General features: G+C 38.1%; 18 protein-coding genes. 11 read left to right on the top strand and 7 right to left on the bottom strand.

Annotated features, from left to right (window positions below; translation table 11 throughout):
- Position 1 precedes the first annotated feature (1 nt).
- From LB450_RS10635 to recG, 4 genes are all read left to right on the top strand, one after another.
- Positions 2-2,992, top strand: a complete 2,991-nt coding sequence (locus tag LB450_RS10635) for an amidohydrolase family protein (RefSeq protein ID WP_224488355.1) — start codon at positions 2-4, stop codon at positions 2,990-2,992.
- Between the two features lies 1 nt (position 2,993).
- On the top strand, positions 2,994-4,286 hold the full coding sequence (locus tag LB450_RS10640; RefSeq protein ID WP_224488357.1) for an amidohydrolase family protein: 1,293 nt from the start codon (positions 2,994-2,996) through the stop codon (positions 4,284-4,286).
- A 5-nt stretch (positions 4,287-4,291) separates the two neighbouring features.
- Entirely contained in the window at positions 4,292-4,438 is a 147-nt protein-coding gene (locus LB450_RS10645) for a hypothetical protein (protein WP_224488359.1), read from the top strand.
- Between the two features lie 88 nt (positions 4,439-4,526).
- Positions 4,527-6,629, top strand: coding sequence for an ATP-dependent DNA helicase RecG (gene recG / locus LB450_RS10650; protein WP_224488361.1), 2,103 nt, complete (start codon positions 4,527-4,529; stop codon positions 6,627-6,629).
- Between the two features lie 312 nt (positions 6,630-6,941).
- Here the strand turns inward: recG and LB450_RS10655 are convergent, their stop codons facing one another.
- The 4 genes from LB450_RS10655 to LB450_RS10670 are packed head-to-tail and all read right to left on the bottom strand — an operon-like array spanning position 6,942 to position 13,109.
- On the bottom strand, positions 6,942-8,336 hold the full coding sequence (locus LB450_RS10655) for an efflux transporter outer membrane subunit (RefSeq protein ID WP_224488363.1): 1,395 nt from the start codon (positions 8,334-8,336) through the stop codon (positions 6,942-6,944).
- Positions 8,337-8,339: 3 nt separating this feature from the next.
- The gene (locus tag LB450_RS10660) at positions 8,340-11,498 is read right to left on the bottom strand and encodes an efflux RND transporter permease subunit (RefSeq protein WP_224488365.1); all 3,159 of its coding nucleotides are present in this window, start codon (positions 11,496-11,498) and stop codon (positions 8,340-8,342) included.
- A gap of 5 nt (positions 11,499-11,503) precedes the next feature.
- A complete protein-coding gene (locus tag LB450_RS10665) occupies positions 11,504-12,622 on the bottom strand; it encodes an efflux RND transporter periplasmic adaptor subunit (RefSeq protein WP_224488367.1) in 1,119 nt (372 codons plus the stop codon).
- Positions 12,623-12,629: 7 nt separating this feature from the next.
- Positions 12,630-13,109 carry a GbsR/MarR family transcriptional regulator gene (locus tag LB450_RS10670; RefSeq protein WP_224488369.1) on the bottom strand — a complete coding sequence of 160 codons (480 nt, stop codon included), beginning with the start codon at positions 13,107-13,109 and terminating at the stop codon, positions 12,630-12,632.
- A gap of 263 nt (positions 13,110-13,372) precedes the next feature.
- Between LB450_RS10670 and LB450_RS10675 the strand changes: the two genes are divergently transcribed.
- The 3 genes from LB450_RS10675 to LB450_RS10685 all read left to right on the top strand — a co-directional run bounded on the left by LB450_RS10675 (position 13,373) and on the right by LB450_RS10685 (position 15,049).
- Positions 13,373-13,966, top strand: a complete 594-nt coding sequence (locus tag LB450_RS10675) for a fasciclin domain-containing protein (RefSeq protein WP_224488371.1) — start codon at positions 13,373-13,375, stop codon at positions 13,964-13,966.
- A 261-nt stretch (positions 13,967-14,227) separates the two neighbouring features.
- The gene (locus LB450_RS10680) at positions 14,228-14,653 is read left to right on the top strand and encodes an NUDIX domain-containing protein (protein ID WP_224488373.1); all 426 of its coding nucleotides are present in this window, start codon (positions 14,228-14,230) and stop codon (positions 14,651-14,653) included.
- Between the two features lie 12 nt (positions 14,654-14,665).
- On the top strand, positions 14,666-15,049 hold the full coding sequence (locus tag LB450_RS10685) for an acyl-CoA thioesterase (protein ID WP_224488375.1): 384 nt from the start codon (positions 14,666-14,668) through the stop codon (positions 15,047-15,049).
- Between the two features lie 10 nt (positions 15,050-15,059).
- On the opposite strand, the gene LB450_RS10690 is transcribed toward LB450_RS10685, so the two are convergent.
- On the bottom strand, positions 15,060-15,353 hold the full coding sequence (locus tag LB450_RS10690; protein ID WP_224488377.1) for a DUF3817 domain-containing protein: 294 nt from the start codon (positions 15,351-15,353) through the stop codon (positions 15,060-15,062).
- An 85-nt stretch (positions 15,354-15,438) separates the two neighbouring features.
- On the opposite strand from LB450_RS10690, the gene galE reads away from it, so the two are divergent.
- From galE to LB450_RS10710, 4 genes are read left to right on the top strand one after another with little or no spacing between them, the layout of a single operon-like run.
- Positions 15,439-16,464: a UDP-glucose 4-epimerase GalE gene (galE, locus tag LB450_RS10695; protein WP_224488378.1), complete on the top strand. Its 1,026-nt coding sequence runs from the start codon at positions 15,439-15,441 to the stop codon at positions 16,462-16,464.
- A 15-nt stretch (positions 16,465-16,479) separates the two neighbouring features.
- The gene (locus tag LB450_RS10700) at positions 16,480-18,015 is read left to right on the top strand and encodes an NAD(P)H-hydrate dehydratase (RefSeq protein ID WP_224488381.1); all 1,536 of its coding nucleotides are present in this window, start codon (positions 16,480-16,482) and stop codon (positions 18,013-18,015) included.
- A 37-nt stretch (positions 18,016-18,052) separates the two neighbouring features.
- Positions 18,053-19,543 (top strand): histidine ammonia-lyase, encoded by a 1,491-nt coding sequence (hutH, locus tag LB450_RS10705; RefSeq protein ID WP_224488383.1) that lies wholly within the window; start codon positions 18,053-18,055, stop codon positions 19,541-19,543.
- A gap of 43 nt (positions 19,544-19,586) precedes the next feature.
- Positions 19,587-20,003: a hypothetical protein gene (locus tag LB450_RS10710; protein WP_224488384.1), complete on the top strand. Its 417-nt coding sequence runs from the start codon at positions 19,587-19,589 to the stop codon at positions 20,001-20,003.
- Positions 20,004-20,093: 90 nt separating this feature from the next.
- Here the strand turns inward: LB450_RS10710 and LB450_RS10715 are convergent, their stop codons facing one another.
- Both LB450_RS10715 and LB450_RS10720 read right to left on the bottom strand, forming a co-directional pair.
- Complete coding sequence (locus LB450_RS10715) at positions 20,094-20,927, bottom strand: hypothetical protein (RefSeq protein WP_224488386.1); 834 nt, start codon at positions 20,925-20,927, stop codon at positions 20,094-20,096.
- An 81-nt stretch (positions 20,928-21,008) separates the two neighbouring features.
- Positions 21,009-22,220, bottom strand: a complete 1,212-nt coding sequence (locus tag LB450_RS10720; RefSeq protein ID WP_224488388.1) for a bifunctional alpha/beta hydrolase/OsmC family protein — start codon at positions 22,218-22,220, stop codon at positions 21,009-21,011.
- Position 22,221 lies beyond the last annotated feature (1 nt).

The following is a 22,221-nucleotide window of genomic DNA, read 5'->3' on the forward strand; positions in this document are numbered from 1 at the left end:
AATGAAACAAAAAGTCTTTCTTTTATTTTGCTTGTTGAGTGTTGGTCTTTTTGCTCAGGACTATTTTCCTGAAAACAAAGAGGTCAAGACCAGGACTAGCAATTACACCGCCGTAAAATCTGCCATTATTCATGTCTCACCTTCACAAACTATAGAAAACGCTACTTTGCTTTTCAAGGATGGAAAAATCGTGGAAGTTGGTCAAAATGTTAATTTCCCAGAGAACACCGTTGTAGTGGATGCCAGGGGCAAACACGTCTATCCTTCTTTTGTGGAAGTCTATTCAGATTTTGGAATCAAGGATATTACTAGCGCACCAGGAGCATCTCAACCACAGTATGACCCAAACCGAAAGGGCTATTACTGGAATGATCACATGAGACCAGAGCAATCTGCAAAGTCTCATTTTGAGTTTGATGAAAAGAAGGCTGAAACCATGCGTAAAGCAGGTTTTGGTGCTGTCAACACTCATATCGCAGATGGTTTTATGAGAGGAAATGGTGCATTATTTGCTTTAGCTGAAAGCGAAAATTTCAACGAAAACCTGTTGAAAGATGAATCTGGTTTTTACTACGAGTTTAGTAAAAGCAAGCAGTCTCGCCAGGCCTATCCAAGTTCAATCATGGGTTATACAGCCTTATTGAGACAATTTTACCATGATGCTAAAGCTTATGAAAATGGTCTTATCGATGAAAAAGATTTGGCTATCGAAGCGTATTTGGCTAAAAAGAGTATTCCTCAATTATTTTCTGTAGACAATTATTTAGATGCCTTCAGAGCTGATAAAATCGGGGATCAATTTGGTGTTCAATATACCATCATTGGTTCTGGGGATGAATACAAACGCATAGAAGACCTTAAGGAAATAAATGCTCATTTTATATTACCGCTCAAGTTTCCTGAAGCTTACGATGTGGAAGACCCATTCTTAAGAGAATATCTTTCACTTGGTGATATGAAACACTGGCAATACGCACCTTCCAACGCGAAAATTCTTGCTGAAAATGACGTTGATATTTCCTTTACGTCTAAAGGATTAAAATCTCCAGATGATTTATTAAAGAATTTGAAGAAAGTCGTTGAGCGCGGTTTAGATAAACAAACTGCACTTGCCGGATTAACAATTAAGCCTGCTAAAGCGATAGGCGCTTCAGAACTTTTAGGAACCTTAGAAAAAGGCAAGATTGCCAACTTTATCATTACTTCAGAAGAACTTTTTGAAGAGGATTTCAAAATTTATGAAAACTGGGTACAGGGGCAACGTCACCGTTTGGAGCCTATGGATGTGATTGATATTTCAGGCGCATACGATTTTGTTTTAAATGGTAAAACCTATGAGTTGACCATAAAAAACAAGTCAGGTAAATTTTCTGCTGAAGTCAAGCAAGATACCTTAAAGCTAGGAACCAAACTGACTTATGAAGACGAATGGATGACTTTGGTTATCAGTGATGCTGATAAATCTAAAGAAGAGTATGCGTTGTTAACTTCTAAAATAAACCCTTTTCAAACGCGAATTAGTGGGAAAGCCATTTTAGGTGACGGAAATACATCAACTTTTACGGCAACCCGAAAGCAAGCTGAAACTACTTCAGAACAAGAAGATGATGAAAAAGAGGAAGAGGATAAAGCTATGGAAATGCTTTCCATGACTTATCCCAATTCAGCTTATGGCAGAGATGCTGCTCAAACGCAACCCAAACGCATGTTGATTAAAAATGCAACAGTCATCACTGGAGAAGCGGAAGGCACTTTAGAAAATACGGACGTTTTACTGAAAGATGGTAAAATAGATAAAATAGGAAAAGACCTAAGCGACCGAAGAGCTGAAGTCATCGATGGAACAGGAAAGTTTTTAACCGCTGGTATTATCGATGAGCACTCTCACATTGCAGGAACTTCGATTAATGAAGGCGGACATAATTCGTCTGCTGAAGTGACTATGGAAGATGCTGTAGATCCAGATGATATAAGTATTTACAGATCTTTAGCAGGAGGTGTAACAAGCATCCAGTTATTGCATGGTTCAGCCAATCCGATTGGTGGAAGATCTGCTGTGTTAAAGCTGAAATGGGGAGAAAACGCTGAGGATTTAATTTATGACAATACACCAAAGCACATCAAATTTGCTCTGGGTGAAAATGTAAAACAATCCAACTGGGGAGGAAACTCAAGATTTCCTCAAACCAGAATGGGAGTCGAACAAGTCTTCAGAGATTATTTCTCACAAGCTAAAGCTTATGGAGAGAAAAAAGCTTCCGGAGAGCCTTATCGTCATGATGACGAAATGGAAACATTATTAGAGATACTTAATGGAGAACGCTACATCAGTTGTCACTCTTACGTTCAAAGTGAAATCAATATGTTGATGAAAGTGGCCGAAGAATTCGATTTTACAGTCAATACGTTTACGCACATTTTGGAAGGCTATAAAGTGGCCGACATCATGAAAGAACACGGCGCTGGTGGTTCTACCTTCAGTGACTGGTGGGCTTACAAATATGAAGTAAATGACGCTATCCCGTTTAACGCAGCGATTATGCACAAACAAGGGGTAACTGTAGCCATTAATAGTGATGATGGTGAAATGATACGACGTCTTAATCAGGAAGCGGCCAAGTCTATGAAATATGGAGGTGTTCCGGCGGAAGAGGCCTGGAAATTTGTGACGCTTAACCCTGCCAAGTTGTTGCATATTGATGGTAGAGTAGGAAGTATTAAAGAAGGAAAAGATGCCGATGTAGTGCTTTGGAATGGAGATCCGCTGTCGATTTATTCAACACCAGAGAAAACCATTATTGAAGGAGTGGTTTACTTTGATATCGAAAAGGATTTGGCTATGAGAGAGCGAATTCAGAAAGAAAGACAATTCTTAATCAATAAAATGATGAAAGTCAAAAGCAAGGGCTTGAAAACTCAGCCGATTGAGAAACAAGAAAAAGAATTTCTACACTGCGACAGTTTAGATGATATTAACCACATACACGAATAAGATGAATTATAAACACATATTGACAAGCTGTTTTGTTGCTTTGGCTTTGGTTCTTTCAAGCCAAGCACAACAAACACCAGCACCAAAACAAACCCAGGCTATTTCAATAGTAGGCGGTACAGCTCATATTGGAAACACAGACGTGCTAGAGAACTCCGTCGTTGTTTTTGAAGACGGAAAGATTACTTATGTAGGAACCGATGTGTCTGAAGCCAAAGGCAAGCGCATTGACGCTAAAGGGAAACACGTATATCCGGGATTTATAGCACCCAATGCCACTTTAGGCCTGGTTGAAATCGATGCTGTAGCGGCAACACGTGATGAAGATGAATTAGGGAAGATGCTTCCGCACGTGAGAAGTTTGATCGCCTATAATGCAGAAAGCAAAGTTGTGGAAAGCATGCGTCCTAACGGTGTTTTGATGGGGCAAATCACACCAAAAGGTGGTCGTATTTCCGGGACTTCTTCTGTGGTTCAGTTTGATGCCTGGAACTGGGAAGATGCTGTGATTAAGGAAAACGATGCGATTCATATGAACTGGCCAAGTGGTTTCAGCAGAAGCGGAAACTGGTATGATGCCGACAGAGTCTGGGAAAAAAATAAAGAGTATACCGGAGAGATAGATGAGGTGGTGGCCTATTTTAACAACGCTAAGGCTTACGTTCCCGGATCAGCAGATAAAGATCTGGAATATGAAGCTATGGCTGGGTTGTTTGATGGCTCTAAAGGTTTATTTATCCATGTTGAAGGTGAAAAAGAGATCAGAGATGTCATCAGTTTTAAACAGAAAATGAATCTGGATAGAGTTACTATTGTAGGAGGTTATCACGCTCATAAAGTGGCTGAAGATCTGGCTGCAAATGATATTTCTGTACTCGTTCAACGGACGCATTTGAATCCAAATTTTGAGGACGATGATTACGACTTGCCTTACAAATTGCCAAAATTATTGAGTGATGCTGGAGTTTTAGTAGCCCTTGAAGGAAGTGGACGCATGGAACGTATGAATTCCAGAAACCTGCCTTTCTATGCAGGAACCGCGGCAGCCTTTGGCGTTGACAAGGAAATGGCTGTGCAGATGATTACACTGAATAGTGCAAAAATTTTAGGCATGGAAGATCAAATCGGTTCTTTGGAAGTAGGTAAAGACGCTACACTTTTTGTAAGTGAAGGCGATGCGCTGGATATGAAAGGAAATATTTTGACAGAAGTTTACATTCAGGGAAGAGACGTGAGTTTAGAAACGCATCAAACTGAATTGTATGAGCGGTATTCTAAGAAGTATCAGGATTAACTAAATTGAATTGTCACGTCGAGCGCAGTCGAGACGCTTTTGAAGGACCTTTCGACTGCGCTCAAGGTGACATTCCTTTCGACTGCGCTCAAGGTGACATTCCTTTCGACTGCGCTCAAGGTGACATTCCTTTCGACTGCGCTCGAACTTAAACAAAAAGCATAAAAAAAGCTGCTCATTTCGAGCAGCTTTTTTTATGCTTTAAATTCTTCTTCTAATGAATTATAGTATTTTCGTTTTATGGATGTGAAAACCTTACAAACTCCCATAGAATACCTTAAAGGCGTCGGTCCGGGACGGGCAGATTTGCTGAAAACGGAATTGGGCATTCATAGGTTTCAGGACTTGCTTCAGTTTTTCCCTTTTCGTTATATCGACAAGTCCAGATTTTATAAAATAACTGAATTGCAGGACACCTCTGCTGAAGTTCAAATCATCGGTAAAATTACCAATGTGCGTACAGTACCTATGAAGCGTGGAAAGCGTTTGGTAGCCGAATTTGAAGATGAAACGGGTTCCATGGAGTTGGTTTGGTTTCGAGGTCATAAGTGGATTGTCGAAAATCTAAAAATCAATACACCTTACGTGATTTTTGGTAAACTGAATTACTTTAAGGGTAGCTTTTCCATGCCTCATCCAGAAATTGATGAAATAGAAAAATCCAAGATCCAATCCCAAATCAGACTTCAGCCGGTGTACCCTTCCACCGAAAAACTAAGTAAGCGAGGAATATCCAATCGAGTCATCAGCACCTTGATTTTTGGTTTGCTTGAACAGGCTAACCGATTTCAGGAAACTTTGCCCAACACTGTCTTATCCGATCTGAAAATGCTTTCTAAAACGGAAGCCATGCGGAATGTGCATTTCCCTCAATCTGCAGAACTGTTGTCCAAAGCACAATTTCGGCTGAAATTTGAAGAGTTCTATTACATTCAGTTGCAGTTGCTGAGAAAAAATGCGGTGCATAAAGCCAAAATTAAGGGATTTACCTTTGAACAGGTTGGAGACTATTTCAATTCCTTTTATAAGTCGGTCTTGCCTTTTGAACTGACCAATGCTCAAAAGCGCGTTTTAAAAGAAATCCGTAAAGACCTGGGCAGCAATGCGCAAATGAACAGGTTGCTACAAGGGGATGTGGGTTCCGGAAAAACCATCGTGGCACTGATGACTATGCTTATGGCCATTGATAATGGCTTCCAGGCTTGCCTGATGGCTCCTACAGAGATTTTGGCTAGTCAGCATTTTGAAGGTTTATCAGAGCTTTGTGAACCTATCGGGGTTGAAGTTGCATTGCTAACGGGCTCTACCAAAAAGAAAGACAGAACCATCCTGCACGAACGTCTTCGTAACGGGGACTTACACATTTTAATAGGCACCCATGCCCTGATCGAAGATACGGTTCAGTTTAAAAACCTGGGTCTGGCGGTGATCGATGAGCAGCATAGATTTGGAGTAGCTCAGCGGGCCAAACTCTGGAAGAAGAATTCCCTGCCACCTCATGTTTTGGTGATGACAGCAACGCCAATTCCAAGAACTTTGGCCATGAGTCTTTACGGAGATTTGGATGTGTCTGTAATCGATGAATTGCCTCCTGGCAGGAAAGCCATCAAAACCGTGCATCGCTATGACAGCAACCGGTTGAAAGTCTTTAAATTCATCAAAGATGAAATCGATAAAGGGCGTCAGGTGTATATTGTCTATCCGTTGATTGAAGAATCGGCCAATTTCGATTATAAAGACTTAATGGATGGTTATGCGAGTATTGAGCGGGAATTCCCAAAGCCCAAGTATCAGGTGTCCATTGTTCATGGTAAGATGAAGCCGGAAGACAAAGCTTACGAGATGGAACGTTTCGTGAAAGGCAAAACTCAGATTATGGTGGCAACCACGGTTATAGAAGTTGGCGTAAATGTGCCCAATGCGAGTTTGATGATCATCGAAAGTGCCGAGCGATTTGGTTTGTCTCAGCTTCACCAGTTACGAGGTCGAGTAGGGCGAGGGGCGGAGCAAAGTTATTGTGTGCTCATCACTGGCAAGAAATTAAGCTCAGATGGCAAAACCAGAATGGAAACCATGACGGCTACCAATGACGGCTTTCAGATTGCTGAGGTGGATTTAAAGTTACGTGGCCCTGGGAACCTGATGGGGACGCAGCAAAGCGGTATTCTAAATTTAAAAATCGCTGATTTGGTCAAAGACAATCAGATTTTAAAAACCGCCAGAAGTTATGCTCACCACGTCATTAAAGCTGATCCTAACTTCCAGATGGACGAGCATCAAATGATCAACGTGACTTATAGAGCCATGTTTAAAGACCAAACGATCTGGAATTATATTAGTTAGATTTTATTTTGACTTTACCCGAATACCTTTGAGTTTTCTAAACCACTTATCAAATTCAGATGTTTTTTTAGTAATTATCATCGAAAACCGTATCCAACTAGATACAAATATAAATGAGTTTTTCAAATACTTCCTCAAACCCTTCAGAAATTCATCTCACAAAGCTGGAGGTTTAAGCTAACGCATAACCTTAAGAAATGTATCGTAAAACATCAAACCAACGAAATTAGAATCAGAATAAAAAAGCAACCCCTTTCATAGCATTAAGATTGTTTTAAAATGATTTTATGACTGCTTTATTGTGTGATTTATTTACTGCCAACCTCCGCCAAGACTTCTGTAAAGCTCTACTACAGCCCTGAACTTATCGAAATGGATTTGACTGACTTCAAGTTTTGTATTTAAAGCATTTTCCTGGGCGTTGAGGACTTCCAAATAATTGGCTAAACCATTGTTTAGCAATTCCTGAGAATCGTCTAAAGCTTTTTGATAAGCCTCGTATTCTTTGGTTTTAACCTCAATTCTTTGAGTCGCATTCTTATAATTAAGTAGAGCGTCGGACACTTCTCTGCTTGCCGTGAGCAATGTTTTTTCAAAATTTAAATAGGCCTGTTGTTTTTCGCTTAAGGCTACTTCATATCCAGTTTGAATTTGTCTTTGGTTGAAGATAGGCTGCGTTAAACCGCCTATTAAATTTAAAAACAGTGAATTGGGCGAAATAAAGTCTGAGGGATTTAAGCTTTGAAAACCGCCAGTTGCTGAAATGGTAACGGAAGGGTAGAATCTAGCCTTAGCAGCATTGGTCAATTCAAAAGCGTTAATCAACTGATATTCTGCGGCTATGACGTCAGGTCTGTTTTCTAACAAATCTGAAGCAACTCCTGTTGTGAGTTCCTGATTTACGCCTTGAGCTGAAAACTCACTTCGTTTTAAACTTGCAGGTGATTCCCCTTTTAAAATTGAAAGTGTATTTTCCAGGAGTTTGATGTCATTTTCCAAATTGAGCAATAAAGCTTTAGCGGCATAGACCTGTGCTTCTGTTTGACTGACTGCAACTGAAGTTAGATTACCAGCCTCCTTGAGTGCCTTGGTAGTTTCAAGACTTTTACCTCGACTTTCCAGCGTCTGCTCTGTGATTTTTACCTGCTCGTCCAGCGCCAGTAATTGATAATAACCAGAAGCAATTCTTGATATTAAATTTGTTTTAACGGCTTTATGTGCGGCTTCAGTTTGCATAAATCTTGCCTGAGCAGCTCTTTCATTGCTTTTTATTTTCCCCCAAATATCGGCTTCCCAGGATAAACTGGCATTGAGTTCATATTGTTCTACAGAAGAGAAGAAACCTCCAAACTGTGAGTTGGGGGATAATTCTTGCCTTGTATACGTCCCATTCATGCTGACAGAGGGATAAAAACCAGCTTTTCCTTGTTTATAGTAAGAATTGGCTATGCTTATTTGCTGCAGAGCAATCCTTATATCCTGATTGTTTTCCAGGGCTTCTTCAATATGATTTTGAAGAATCGTGTCTGTAAACATTTGTTTCCAGCTCACTTTTGAAATAGACGCAGAATCAGCTGCTAGTTGATCGGTTCTGTAATTTATCGGGTCTATTTTTTCTTCTGGTCGCTCATAGTCTTTAGCTGTAAAACAGGACTGTAGAGGCAATATACAGATGAGGACGAGAATGGATTTAATGCTGTATTTCATGTTCTATTCAGATTCTTTAGAATTAATTTGAGACTTTTCAACTTGTGCTCTACTGGACGGACTTACTTTTTCCTGTAACCACTGAAAAACCACAAAGAGTACTGGAATAATAAAGACCCCAATAACAGTTCCTACAAGTAAACCACCTGCCGCTCCAGTTCCAATAGAATTATTTCCTTTTGCTCCAACACCGGTAGCTAAGACCAATGGAAGAAGACCCAGTATAAAAGCAAAAGAGGTCATTAAAATAGGTCTTAGTCTTACTTTAGCGCCATCTAATGCTGCATCGTAAATACTCATGCCTTCATTTCGGCGCTGTATGGCAAATTCCACAATCAGGATAGCATTTTTGGCCAGTAAACCGACCAGCATAATCAAGGCAATTTGAAAGTAAATATTATTTTCCAAGCCAGCTAAGTTTGTGCTCCAAAATGCTCCCGCAACACCTATGGGTAATGACAAGATAACAGCTAAGGGAAGCAGGTAGCTTTCATACTGTGCAGCCAGAAAGAAGTAGACAAACAGGATACTTAAAGCAAATATGATAATAGATTGTCCGCTGGCTGCAATCTCTTCTCTGGTGATACCAGAAAAGGCGATATCATAATCATTGCCTAATTGCTGGCCTGCTACCTCTCGAATAGATTGAATAGCGTCTCCAGAGCTAAAGCCTGGTGTGGCACTTCCATTGATGGTAACGGCGTTGTAAAGATTGAACCTGTTGATAACCTGTGGACCATAAGCCCTTTCTAAATCTACAAATTCTGATACAGGTGAATTTTCTCCGGAAGGCAGTCTTACATAAATACTATTGAGACTTTCTTCATCTTTTCTATCTTCTGGTAAAGCCTGGACAAAGACTCTGTATTGTTTTCCAAAATTAGAAAAATTTGAAACAAAAAAGCCTCCCAGATAGGCCTGCATAGTTGATAAAACATCATTTACAGATAAACCACTGGCCTTGATTTTTGGGACATTCAATTTCAAATTATATTGGGGAAATTCTGTGCTGAAAGAGCTATTTGCAAAAGCTATGGAAGGTTCCTGAAATAAGTGACCAACAAACATGTTGGCTGTAGTATCCAGTTCTTTTAAAGATCCAGCAGATTTATCCAAAAGCTGCATTTCAAAGCCGTCTGCAGCTCCATAACCAGGAACACTAGGTGGTGTAAAAAACTGAATTTGAGCATCAGGTATCGAAGAAGTAACCTGGTTTAATTTCCCAACTATGGTATTGATCTGAGTAGCATCTGTAGTTCGCTTTTTCCAATTATCCAAAATGATAAATCCTTGTGCATAAGAACTACCAGAACCTGAGAAGAAGTTTCTACCGGTAATCAGCGAAGCGGTTCTTATGCCTTCGATGTTTTGAATTCTATCATACACCTCTTCAGTTGCTTGAAACGTTCTGTCCAGAGAAGCACCTACAGGCAATTCCATGTTCATAAAGACAACACCTCTGTCTTCTGAAGGAACAAAGCCTTTAGGGGTTAATTCATTAGCGAAATAAATGCCAACTCCAGCAATAATCAAAATAAGGAGTGTGACCCATTTTTGTCTTACCAAAAATTTTAAAGAATGCACATACTTACTTCTCACTGCATTAAAGCCAGCATTAAAGGCATTGTAGAAACGCTGCAATACATTGGGTTTGTCTTTTTGTTCTTTGGGTGGTTTTAAAAATAAAGCACATAAGGCAGGGCTCAAGGTTAGTGCATTTACAGCTGAAATAATTATAGCTACAATTAAAGTCACACCAAACTGCTCATAAAACACCCCTGCCGGACCTTGTATAAACGTAATCGGAATAAAGACCGCAGCCATGACTAAAGTAATGGAGATAATAGCACCACTTATTTCACTCATTGCAGTAATGGATGCTTCTTTTGCATCTTTGGCTTTTCCTTCTAGTTTTGCATAAACCGCTTCAACCACTACAATGGCATCATCTACCACAATTCCAATGGCTAAAAGAAGAGCGAAAAGTGTAAGCAAATTAATAGAATACCCAAATAAATTCAAGAAGAAAAAAGTTCCGATAATGGATACAGGGACCGCTATAGCGGGTATTAACGTTGATTTTAAATCCTGCAGAAATAGAAAAACCACCAGGAACACAAGTAGGAAAGCTTCGATGAGTGTTTCCTGAACTTTATCGATAGAGGCTGTCAGGAACTCATTGGTGTCGTAATTGACAAGATATTCTACACCTTCGGGAAAGTTTTTTTCAAGCTCATCCATTTTGACGTAAATCTTCTCAATGATCTCCTGTGCATTCGATCCAGGGGTCTGGAAAATACCAAAGTTAACACCAGGATAGCCGCTACTTCTTGATAAGGAATTGTAAGAAAAGGCATCGAGTTCCACTTCTGCAACATCTTTTAATCTAAGAAATTGATTATTGTCAAATGTTTTCAAAATGATGTTGCCATATTCTTCAGAAGTTTTTAGTCTTCCTTTGTAAGTGATGACGTATTCAAAAGCTTTTCCAGCATTTTGACCTACAGAGCCCGCTGCAGCTTCCTGACTTTGTTCTCTTATCGCTGCGATGACTTCAGCAGAATTTATATTGTAATTCGCCATCTTGTCTGGATCCAACCAAACTCTCATCGAATAGTCTTTACCTCCGAAGACAGTCACATTAGCCACCCCATTGATTCGCTGTAATTCTGGCTTGATATTTATATTCAGGTAATTTTGAACATAAGTATCAGAATAATCCTTATTGGTTGAATAAATTGCAGCATAAAGCAGAGCAGAATTTTGCTGCTTAGCTGTTATCACACCACTTCTTAGGACTTCATCTGGTAACACTGAATTTGCTCGTGCCACTCTGTTTTGAACATTTACGGCAGCAATATCCGGGTCGTATTCTTGTTCAAAAAACACAGTAATACTTGCACTACCATCATTACTGGCAGAAGATTTAATGTAGGTCATACCTTCCACACCATTGATTTGCTCTTCTATAGGAATAATGACACTTTCCAGGATAGTTTCAGCATTGGCCCCAGGAAAACTTGTAGTCACCTGTACAGTTGGCGGAGCAATGTCAGGATATTGAGTTACTGGTAGCTCTTGTATGCCAAGAATTCCCAACATCACGATAATAATGGAAACAACTGTGGATAAAACGGGTCTTTCTATAAATGTTTTTAGCATGATTTCTATTTAAAAACTTTATCAAATGAATTGACAATTGAATCCATTGTCGATGATGTAGGTCTTATCTTATCATTATTTTTGATTTTATTGACACCTCTCCCTACAATTTTATCACCTTCACTTAAACCAGATTTTATAACAAGATAAGGATCGGCTCTTACCACATCAATAGCTTTTTCAGTAACTGAAGAATCAGATGTGTTGAATTTAAAAACAAAACTCTTTCCTTGTCTGGAGAACGTGGATATCCTCGGAACTACAACAGCGTCTTCATTATAACTTGGTATTTTAATTCTACCAGTTAAACCGTCTTTCAGCTTTAAATCAGGATTGTCGAATGTGGCACGAAATCTTACTGTTCCAGTCTCTCTGTTGACCTGACTTGAGATACTTGTTAGCTTTCCCTTTTTATCATACACTTTCCCATTTGACATAACTAAAATGAGCTCAGGAAATGATGAAAGTAAATCTGATGTTTTCTCAGAAGTTTTATTGAACTGGTCCACCATATTCAAATACTCTTTCTCGTTCACGGAGAAGTAGGCAAAAACTTTATTTGTTTTCACTACTCTGGTCAATGCTAGTCTGTCCGTTGGATTGATTAAAGCTCCATCTCTATAATTGATAGTTCCCACAAAACCGTCAACGGGACTCTTTATAGTGGCATAATCTACATTTGCTGAAATACTTTTTAGATCGCTTTTTGCTGTTTCCAGTTGAGCTTTAGCCGTTTCTAACTGGTTTTGACTTACAATGTTTTTTTTAACTAAAGGTTTCAATTTTTCAACCTCTATTTGAGCGGCATTCACCCTAGCTTTTGCTGCTGAAGCGTCTCCGCTTAAGCTTCTGGTTTCGAGTTCAAATAAAATTTCATCTTTTTTTACAGCGGCCCCTTCTTCTACTAATACCTTTGTAAGATAACCTGAAACTTTTGCTCTTATCTCACTACTCACAATACCTTGCAGTTGAGTAGGATATTCCGAAAATGTGGTAATGTCTTTGGTTTCAACTTCGATAAGGGGAAGTTGGGGTGGTGGTGGAGCTTGTTGCTGACTTTGGTTTTGACAAGAACTCAATAGTAAAGCTGATATAGCTAGCAAAGTAATGGACTTTTTTTTCATTATTATCTTAGTTATGACTTGTATGTTCAACGTTTTTAAGAGTGTCTAAAATTTTTTTCTTTTCACTTTCAAGATGATCTTTGAAGAGCGTAACATGTTTCTGATTCAATTTCTCGTCTTTTTTGTATTGAATAACTTTAGAAAGCATTTCAATCTCTCTTTCTGTTTTTTCCAGGTTAAGCTCAAGAGTTTTCTTTAAGTAATCACACTTAGTCTTAAAGTAACGCTTTCTCTTATCCTCTTTAAAAATAAAATTTACCCGACCTTCTTCAATCAAAAAATTTAATTGATTTGAAACTGAACTTTTACTGGCTCGTGTGAAATCGATAATTTCCTCAAAAGTAAGTGTTTCTGATTTTGATAAAATTAGAATTGAGTATATTTTAGAGGCTAGTGGTGGTAGTTTATGTTCTCTTTCAAAATGTAAACTCAATTCCTCAATGAGGTTGTTATTTATCATCGGAATAGAGCTATGATTGCGGTTCATATAGCAAATGTAATTTTAGTTCGGTTCTAAGCGAACTGCTATGGGATAAATAAATGTTAACCTTTGATTATTCATAGGGGAGGGAGGATGGAAATTAAAAACTTAAAAAGCTGGTCTTAATCGCATAATGAAATTAGTCTTTCAAGAGCTATGAGTTTAAATTATGAACTATTAAAGCATCAAGAATTAACAATAAATTAAATGCTAGCATAGTTTTGTTTAAGTTTTTTAAAATACTTTTGAACAAATTAAAACATATAACCATGAAAAAAGTAATTTTAAGTTTAAGCGTGATTGCAATGATTGCATTTACTTCTTGTAAAAACAACGAAAACAAAGAAAATGAATCTCAGAAAGACGAAGCAGCTATGGAAGCTGAGAGCTCTGCTGAAGAAACTATGGCTGAACCACAAACTGTTGTAGAAATTGCAGTGGGTAACGAGGACTTCAGTACACTAGTAACAGCTGTGAAAGCGGCAGAATTAGTAGAAACACTCAATAGTGAAGGACCATTTACAGTATTTGCACCAACCAATGCTGCATTTGCAAAATTACCTGAGGGAACTGTAGCAACTTTAGTAGAACCGGAAAACAAAGAACAGCTTACTGGTATTTTAACTTACCATGTTGTATCTGGTAAATTTATGGCTGCAGATGTAGTAGCTGCTATAAATGATAATGGCGGAAGTTTAGTAATTCCAACAGTACAGGGCGAAGAATTAACAGCAACTCTTGAAGGAGAAAGCGTAATTCTTACTGATGCTAATGGTAACAAATCTACCATAGTGATGACAGATGTTGACGCTTCTAACGGAGTCATTCATGCTATCGATGCTGTAGTTATGCCAAAATCATAAGTATTACCCTTACAAAACGTTTAAACCCCTCAGAAATGAAGGGTTTTTTTATGCTTAATTATAAACATAAAAATATAAGCTTATATTTTATCATTTCGAAATAAACTACTTTATGTAGCTTGTTCTAGTCCATTTTTTTAATTTTAAAATGTCAACTTAACACCTTAGCGAACTTGTATTTCAACTAAGTAAAGCAAGTTTAGTTTTCTAAGAGTAGTTGGTAAGAAATTAAATTTTTTAACAGTAAAATTTCAAGAGCAGATGTCTTATTCCCCTTCTATTTTCATAACTGTTGATGCTGTTGTCATTTTGAAAGAAGAACAGCATAATTTTGTATTGCTCATCAAAAGAAAAAACGAACCTTATAAAAATCATTGGGCATTACCTGGGGGATTTGTAGAAAAAGACGAGCTGATAAAAACCGCATGTCAGCGTGAATTGAACGAAGAAACCGGACTGGATTTAGATGAAAGTGTTCTTGAGTTTTTAGATTATTACGACCAAATAGGACGTGATCCAAGAAGCAGAACAGTCACTTTTGCTTTTATTGCTGAAATTGATAAAAGAAGCGACGTGAAAGGAAGTGATGATGCGGATGAAGCGCTTTGGTTTGATCTTAAAAATTTACCTACTTTAGCTTTTGACCATTCTGAAATTATTCAGCATGTATTAAACAGGAACAAGTAAAACTAAGAATTTATGAGATTTCATACTAGAAAATGGATAAAACCCGAGGATTTGAACCCTAACGGAACCTTATTTGGAGGCAGGCTTTTAGCCTGGATTGACGAAGAAGCCGCTTTATATTCGATCATCCAACTGGAAAATCAGAAAACAGTCACCAAATACATGAGTGAAATCGATTTTCAAAGTTCAGCTCAGCAAGGTGATATCGTCGAAATAGGGATTGAAGTCGTCAAATTCGGGACAGCCTCTTTAACCTTAAGATGCGAAGTGAGAAATAAAATGACACGGCATACCCTAATCAAGGTGGACAAAATTGTCATGGTTAGCCTGGATGAACATGGCAATGCCAAACCTCATGGTAAGACAAAAGTTGAGTTTGTTAAGGACAGACTGTAGTAAGATTAAATTATTTTGGCAAATATTTGCGTTCCACGATAAAAGGACCAAAAGGTAATATCGAACTTAGAAAAACAATAAATAAGATTTTTACCGACCAATTTAATTTTTCAAACATCCAGTATCCGCCCAGGAGATAAAGTATAAAAAGGATACCGTGAGCCATACCTACAATCCTGACATATTCTGGCATGTCCCAAATGTATTTTAAAGGCATGGCTATAAATAATAGTAATAAAAAAGAGATAGCTTCCAGAATACTTACCCATCTAAAAGCGCTTATTGTTGTATCAACTTTTGACATATATATTTTTCTTCAAAAATAAGATTTACATTAGTTATGCCTTGCAATTTTTGTAATTTGCATAACAAATTTAACACATCTTATTATGAAAATTCTTGTTACAGGGGGGCTTGGTTTTATTGGTTCCCATACTGTGGTTGCTCTTCAAAATAAAGACTACGAAGTCGTTGTTATAGACAATTTGTCTAATTCGTCTTTAAAAGTTCTTGAAGGTATTACAAATATTACTTCCAAAACTCCAGAATTTCACAAACTGGATTTAAGAGATAAATCAAGTCTTTTAGATTTTTTTGCCAAGCATCAGGATATTTCTGGTATTATTCATTTTGCGGCTTCCAAAGCTGTAGGTGAAAGTGTAGAAAATCCTCTTTTATATTACGAAAATAACCTTGCAGCACTCACTTATTTGCTTCAAAATCTGGTAAACTTAACAGAGCAGAATATCATTTTCAGTTCCTCCTGTACGGTTTATGGGGAAGCCAGTGAGCTTCCTATTTCTGAATCTGCCCCTGTTAAAAAAGCGATTTCTCCTTATGGAAATACGAAGCAAGTAGGTGAAGAAATTATATCAGACACCTGTGCTGCTTATGATAATCTAAAGGCTATTTCATTAAGATACTTTAATCCTATCGGTTCACATCCCACCAATGAAATTGGAGAGTTGCCTATAGGAACTCCTCAAAATTTAGTGCCTTTTATTACTCAAACCGCCATAGGGAAGCGTAAAGAACTATCTGTTTTTGGGGATGATTATCCAACTCAGGACGGAACCTGTATCAGGGATTATATTCACGTGATGGATTTGGCAGAGGCACATGTAGTGGCTTTGGAGCGAATTATGAGTTCCAAAACTGAAGAAAACTTCGAAGTATTTAACGTGGGAACAGGCATAGGTTCTTCAGTATTGGAAGTCGTTAAGGCTTTTGAAAACGCTTCTGGAGAAAATCTGAATTATAAGATTGTAGGCAGACGTCCCGGAGATGTGATTGCAGCCTATGCAGATACTAAAAAAGCAAATATGACTTTAGGCTGGAAAGCAAAACGAAGCCTGGAGGAAGCTTTGAAAGATGCCTGGGAATGGGAGAAAAGTCAGGCCAAGGCCAGGGTTTAATTTTAAATTTTTATCATGAAAATTTTAAACGCATCACAATTAGCAGATTTAGACAGCTATACTTGCGATGAGCAAGCTATAAGCTCGTGGGAATTGATGGAGCGTGCTGCCGGCTTGGCTTACGAAGCTGTCAAAACCAGACTAAAGTCGACTTCGCAACAGATTAAAGTTCTTGCTGGTCCAGGAAATAATGGGGGAGACGGACTGGCTATTGCTTATTTTTTAGCAGCAGACGGCTATGATGTAGACGTACTATTGGTCAATTTTACCTCCTCACGATCAGATGATAATCAAAAAAATCTGGTTCGACTCAAAAATAAATCTAAATGCGACATCCGGGACTTTGAAAAAGATACTGAACTCCCCGAAATAAATTCTGGAGACCTTGTTATCGATGCGATTTTTGGAGTGGGTCTCAATCGTTCAATGCCAGATTTTGTTCAAGAACTTGCAAAACATGTAACTAAGTCATCTGCGTATACTATTTGTATAGATGTGCCAAGTGGCATGTATCTGGATCAATCTCCTGGCAAGAATGAAGAAGTATTTAAATCGAATTTGACACTGACGTTTCAAACGCCTAAATTGTCTTTCTACTTACCTGATTATTCAAGATTTGTAGGAAAAGTAAAAATCATAGACATCGGTTTAAGTCAAAAACGCTTAAGTGAAATTTCTTCTGAATTTAATTTCGTTGACTTAGCTTTTGCAAAAAAGCTTTATCAGTCTAGATCCCGATTTTCACACAAGGGAACTTATGGTCACGCTGTTTTGATTGGTGGAAGCCAACTGATGCTGGGTAGTGTTATCCTATCCTCCAAATCCTGTATGCGCTCTGGTGTGGGTAAAACAAGCGTACTTATGCCAAGTAGAGGCCATTTGGCTTTAATTCAACATCTGCCAGAAGCCATGCTGATTGAAAATACATCTGAGGAATTTATCAGTTATCAGGAACTCGATTTTAAAGCAGATGCCATTGGTATTGGTATAGGTATAGGAACTTCTGAGAGCGCCTTAAAAGCTTTAGAGGCATGGTTAGATAAATCTACCAGCCCTTTTGTTATTGACGCCGATGCTCTAAATCTTATTGCCAAGCACAAAGATTTGCAGGATAAAACCCGCCCGGGAACCCTGGATGAGCAGGCTCACAAGAAATCCATTTTAACCCCACATCCGGGAGAACTCGAAAGATTGGTGGGAGGCTGGAAAGATGATTTCGAAAAATTAGAAAAACTAAAAGATTTCTCTAAGCAATTGGACGTGGTTGTGCTAGCTAAAGACGCCTATAGCCTTTGCGTTTATCGGGATGAAGTTTTTGTAAATTCTTCGGGCAATTCAGGGATGGCAACCGCAGGAAGCGGTGATGTACTTACCGGTTTGCTTACCGGCCTGTTGGCACAAGGCTATTCGAGTCTGGATGCTGGTGTTTTAGGAATGTTTTTGCATGGTTTGGCTGGAGATATGGCTGCTAAAGAAACATCAGAAGAAAGTTTGTTAGCCTCTGATATTTCAACTTATTTGGGACATTCTTTTTCAAAACTAAAAGACTAAACAATTCTTAAATCTTATATTTGAAAAAAGATATTCAATGTCCCTTATTCACTATATAGATTCCAATGTTCTTGGATTTTCTCAGCTTCAAATCTTACTTGAAGACAATTATAAGTTAGCTCTAAGCGAAGAAGCTACCTCTAAAATCAATATTTCCAGAACTTACCTTGACTCAAAACAGAAAGAAAGCAAAGCTCCTATTTACGGCGTGAATACTGGATTTGGTTCGTTGTGCGATATCAAAATCAATGAAGATAAACTCACTTATTTACAGGAGAATTTAGTCATGTCTCATGCCTGTGGAACTGGCGATCGCGTTGAGGAGTCGGTTGTGAAATTGATGCTGTTGCTAAAAATACAATCCCTCAGCTACGGGTATTCTGGAGTTTCCATTGAATTGGTAGAGCGACTGATCGGTTTCTATAACGAAGGTGTTTTCCCAGTAATTTATGAACTTGGATCTTTGGGAGCTTCAGGGGATTTAGCTCCTTTAGCACATTTGGCATTGCCTCTTCTTGGAAAAGGAGAAGTTGTTATTGATCAAAAAGTTGAAAAGTCTTCTATTTTGAAGGATAAATTTGGTTGGGAGCCTCTAGTTCTTCAATCTAAAGAAGGATTAGCTTTGCTAAACGGAACTCAGTTTATGAGTGCTCATCTGCTTAGGAATGTATTGAAAACTCAGCGATTGATGACATGGGCAGATACCATTGCTGCTATTTCTATAGATGCTTTCGACTGTAACTTATCCCCTTTTGATGATTTGGTGCACAAAGTAAGACCTCATAAAGGCCAGATACAAACTGCAAAAACAATTCGGAATTTACTTGAGGGGAGTAAGATGGGTGCCAATCAAAAACAAAATGTACAAGACCCTTATTCTTTTCGTTGTGTGCCTCAGGTTCATGGGGCTACAAGAGATGCGCTTCGCTATGTTGAGCAAACCCTGCTGACAGAAATTAACAGTGTCACAGACAATCCTAATGTGTTTGCAGAAGAAGATAAAATCATATCTGGCGGTAATTTTCATGGACAACCTTTAGCGATTTCAGCAGATGTGATGGCTATTGCAGTGAGTGAAATGGGAAATATTTCTGAACGCAGAATATACCAACTGGTTTTCGGACTCCGTGGTTTACCAACTTTTCTTGTGAATTCTCCAGGGCTTAACAGCGGCTTTATGATACCTCAATATACCGCTGCAAGTATTGTAAGCCAGAATAAGCAATTGTGCACTCCAGCAAGTGTTGATTCTATTGTGTCTTCCAATGGCCAGGAGGATCATGTAAGCATGGGTGCCAATGCTGTGACCAAACTTTCTAGAGTTGTTGATAATTTTGAACGCATTTTGGCTATTGAGCTTTTCAATGCCTCTCAGGCTATGTATTTTAGGCTTCCCTTAAAAAGTTCTGAAATTGTTGAAGACCTCTTGAAAGCGTTCAGGAGCAGAGTTCCATTTGTGAATGAAGACAAAGTGATGGCCACAGAAATTCAAAAAGCAATTATTTTTATAAGAAATCATAAAATATAATCTAATACCAAGAATACATTTAATTTTGAAGAAAAATCAAATTATGAATTACAAAATTAGTTTATCACTAGTAGTTTTATTTCTTATAGCCTCTTGTGCTACCACGGTTAATTTTCCTGTTTCGGAAACCGTTCCGGGTGCAGATATAACTGCGAAAATCAAGTTGGATGTAAATAAAAATTATAAGATTAATCTAAAAGCCGAGAACCTGACTTCACCGGAACGTTTAAATCCACCAAGAGAAATGTACGTTGTATGGATCGAAACCGGGAGAGGTACTAAAAACCTAGGCCAGTTGGAAATGTCTAGCGGCTTGTTTTCGACTACACAGAAAGGTTCTTTGATCACTACAACTCCTTTTGAGCCTAAAAGAATTATAATTACTGCAGAAAGAACTTCGAGCAATAATGAGCCAAGTTCTTACGTGATAACGTCTTCAGAAAATTTTGAAATCGATTGATTCCTGAAATTTGAAATCATCAGCCATAAAAAAAACCATCCGCCTTAGGCGGATGGTTTTTTTTGGTATAAAATTTATGAGCTTTAATTATTACATTTCATTGCCACTCTTCATTTTATCATCTTCTTCAAGGGTAATTGTTCTTGAAACCGAGTTAAATGGACCAGGAATTGGTTCTAAATTTTTATCAACTAAGGTGAGCTGAATCTTATTTTTACCCATCGGTAATCCTTCAATAACATGAGGCACCCATTCGTTGATCAAATACTCCTCATTATTATTGATAGTTACTGTAACCTTATTTCCTTCTTCACCAATTTCAGTACCGACTAAAAAGAAATCTAAAAGGACTTTTTTAGTATCCTCACCTTTATAAGTTCCTTTTGGTCTGCTGTAGAATAAGTGTTCTGCGGATAAATCAATGTCCATTTGTTGGTCTTCAGAAGGGTTTCCAGCTCTTATTTTTTTCACTACAAAAGAATTAGTATTCTTTACAGATTCATGATAAGATCTGGATAAAAATGCAAGTAATACATGATCGCCCTCAGATATTTCCTTACTGAATTTACTTTCGTAATGCGCTGAGTAAGGATTATTGTCTAAGATGTAATGTATATGTTGTCCATTAGCTGAATTTGCCAGGCCGTTTTCTCCAGCATTTTCTGATTGAACACCAAGTTCATAATTTTCTACTGTAAAATTAAAATCAACTGTTCCAGCTGGAACTTCTATAACATCACCACCTGGATGAGTTAAAGTTGCATCAGGGAATTTTGGTGATTCTATCTGTAAAGGAGTAACTGTTATTAGTGTATCTGTTACACCAACAGCATCCGTATTTTCACTATCTTTTTTACCCTCTTGTTTGCATCCTATAACTAGAATTAAACTTAGAACTAAGGTTAATAAACTTATCTTTTTCATGATTAATTGATTTAAAATTCAATGTAAATGTAGTTTAAATACTGACTTCGCTAAAATAAAAGCACTAACTTAACATTACTTTTAGTTTACCAATTCTGACGATATCTCAATGTCAGAAGTTAAAGTTTTATGCACAGGGCATCTATCTCCTATTTCGTGTAAGCGCTCTATTTGAGATTCGTCCAGGTTTCCAACAATCTCTACTTTTTTGTAGAAAACATCTTTTTGTTGAGTTTTTCCATCTTCACTTTCAACCTTCTTTTTTTCATGACCCACGTGGACACGCACTTCTTTAAGTTCCCACTTTTTGTGTCGGGCGTAGACATGAAGAGTCATCGCAGTACACTCAGCAAGTCCGGCTGTTAGTAAATCGTATGGAGCCGGACCAAAGTCATCTCCATCGTGATCATCAGGTTCATCACCTATAAAACCAAAATCACCAACTTTAAGATGTGTCGTAAACTTATCTTCATCCTTCAGAAACGCTGCAGACTGACTTTCTGAAGATAGGGCAGGGTTTTCAACTTTAGAAAGATCCAGACAATTGGAAGCCCAATGTCCTATAAGATTACCTATATAGGATGCGTTGATATTTTCATTCAAAAGATGATCTGCTTTATCTAAACTGATAAAACTTTTAGGGTGATGTGCCCATTTATACAAATCTTCGGCATTATCGATTCCCACAATTTGATCTTGTGGTGAGTGCATAATTAAAAGAGGTTTCTTTAAATCACCTAAAAATGATTTCGTGTCCAGTGTTTTTAAAACCTCTAAGAAATGCTTTTTTATTGTGAAATCTCTACCTCCAATGTTGACGACAGACTCATCGTTATTGGTGATAGTGTCAACACTGTCTTTTATCAAATTCTGAACATGCGAAGGCTGAGATGGGCTTGCAATAGTGGCAATAGCTTTAATGTTATCCAATTGCTTGGCTGCATACAGAGCTGCAGTGCCGCCAAGCGAGTGACCAATGATTAAGCCCGGGGCCTTGTATTCCTTCTCAAGAAATTTTGAGGCTTCAAGCAAATCTTCTATGTCATGAGAAAAATTGGTATCTTCAAATTCACCTTCGCTTTGTCCCAAACCAGTAAAATCAAATCTTAAGACTGCTATTCCAAGTTCGGTTAAGGCTGAAGATATTTCCCTTATCACTTTTAGATTTTTACCACAGGTGAAACAGTGAGCAAAAATCGCATAAGCTTTTGGATGCTGTGTTGCTGGAAATTGCAATCGACCAACAAGCTTATTACCGTTTTTATTCTTAAAAGTCACTTTTTTAAGTTTCATA

It is taken from the genome of Psychroflexus curvus (assembly GCF_020164585.1).
GTDB lineage: Bacteria > Bacteroidota > Bacteroidia > Flavobacteriales > Flavobacteriaceae > Psychroflexus > Psychroflexus curvus.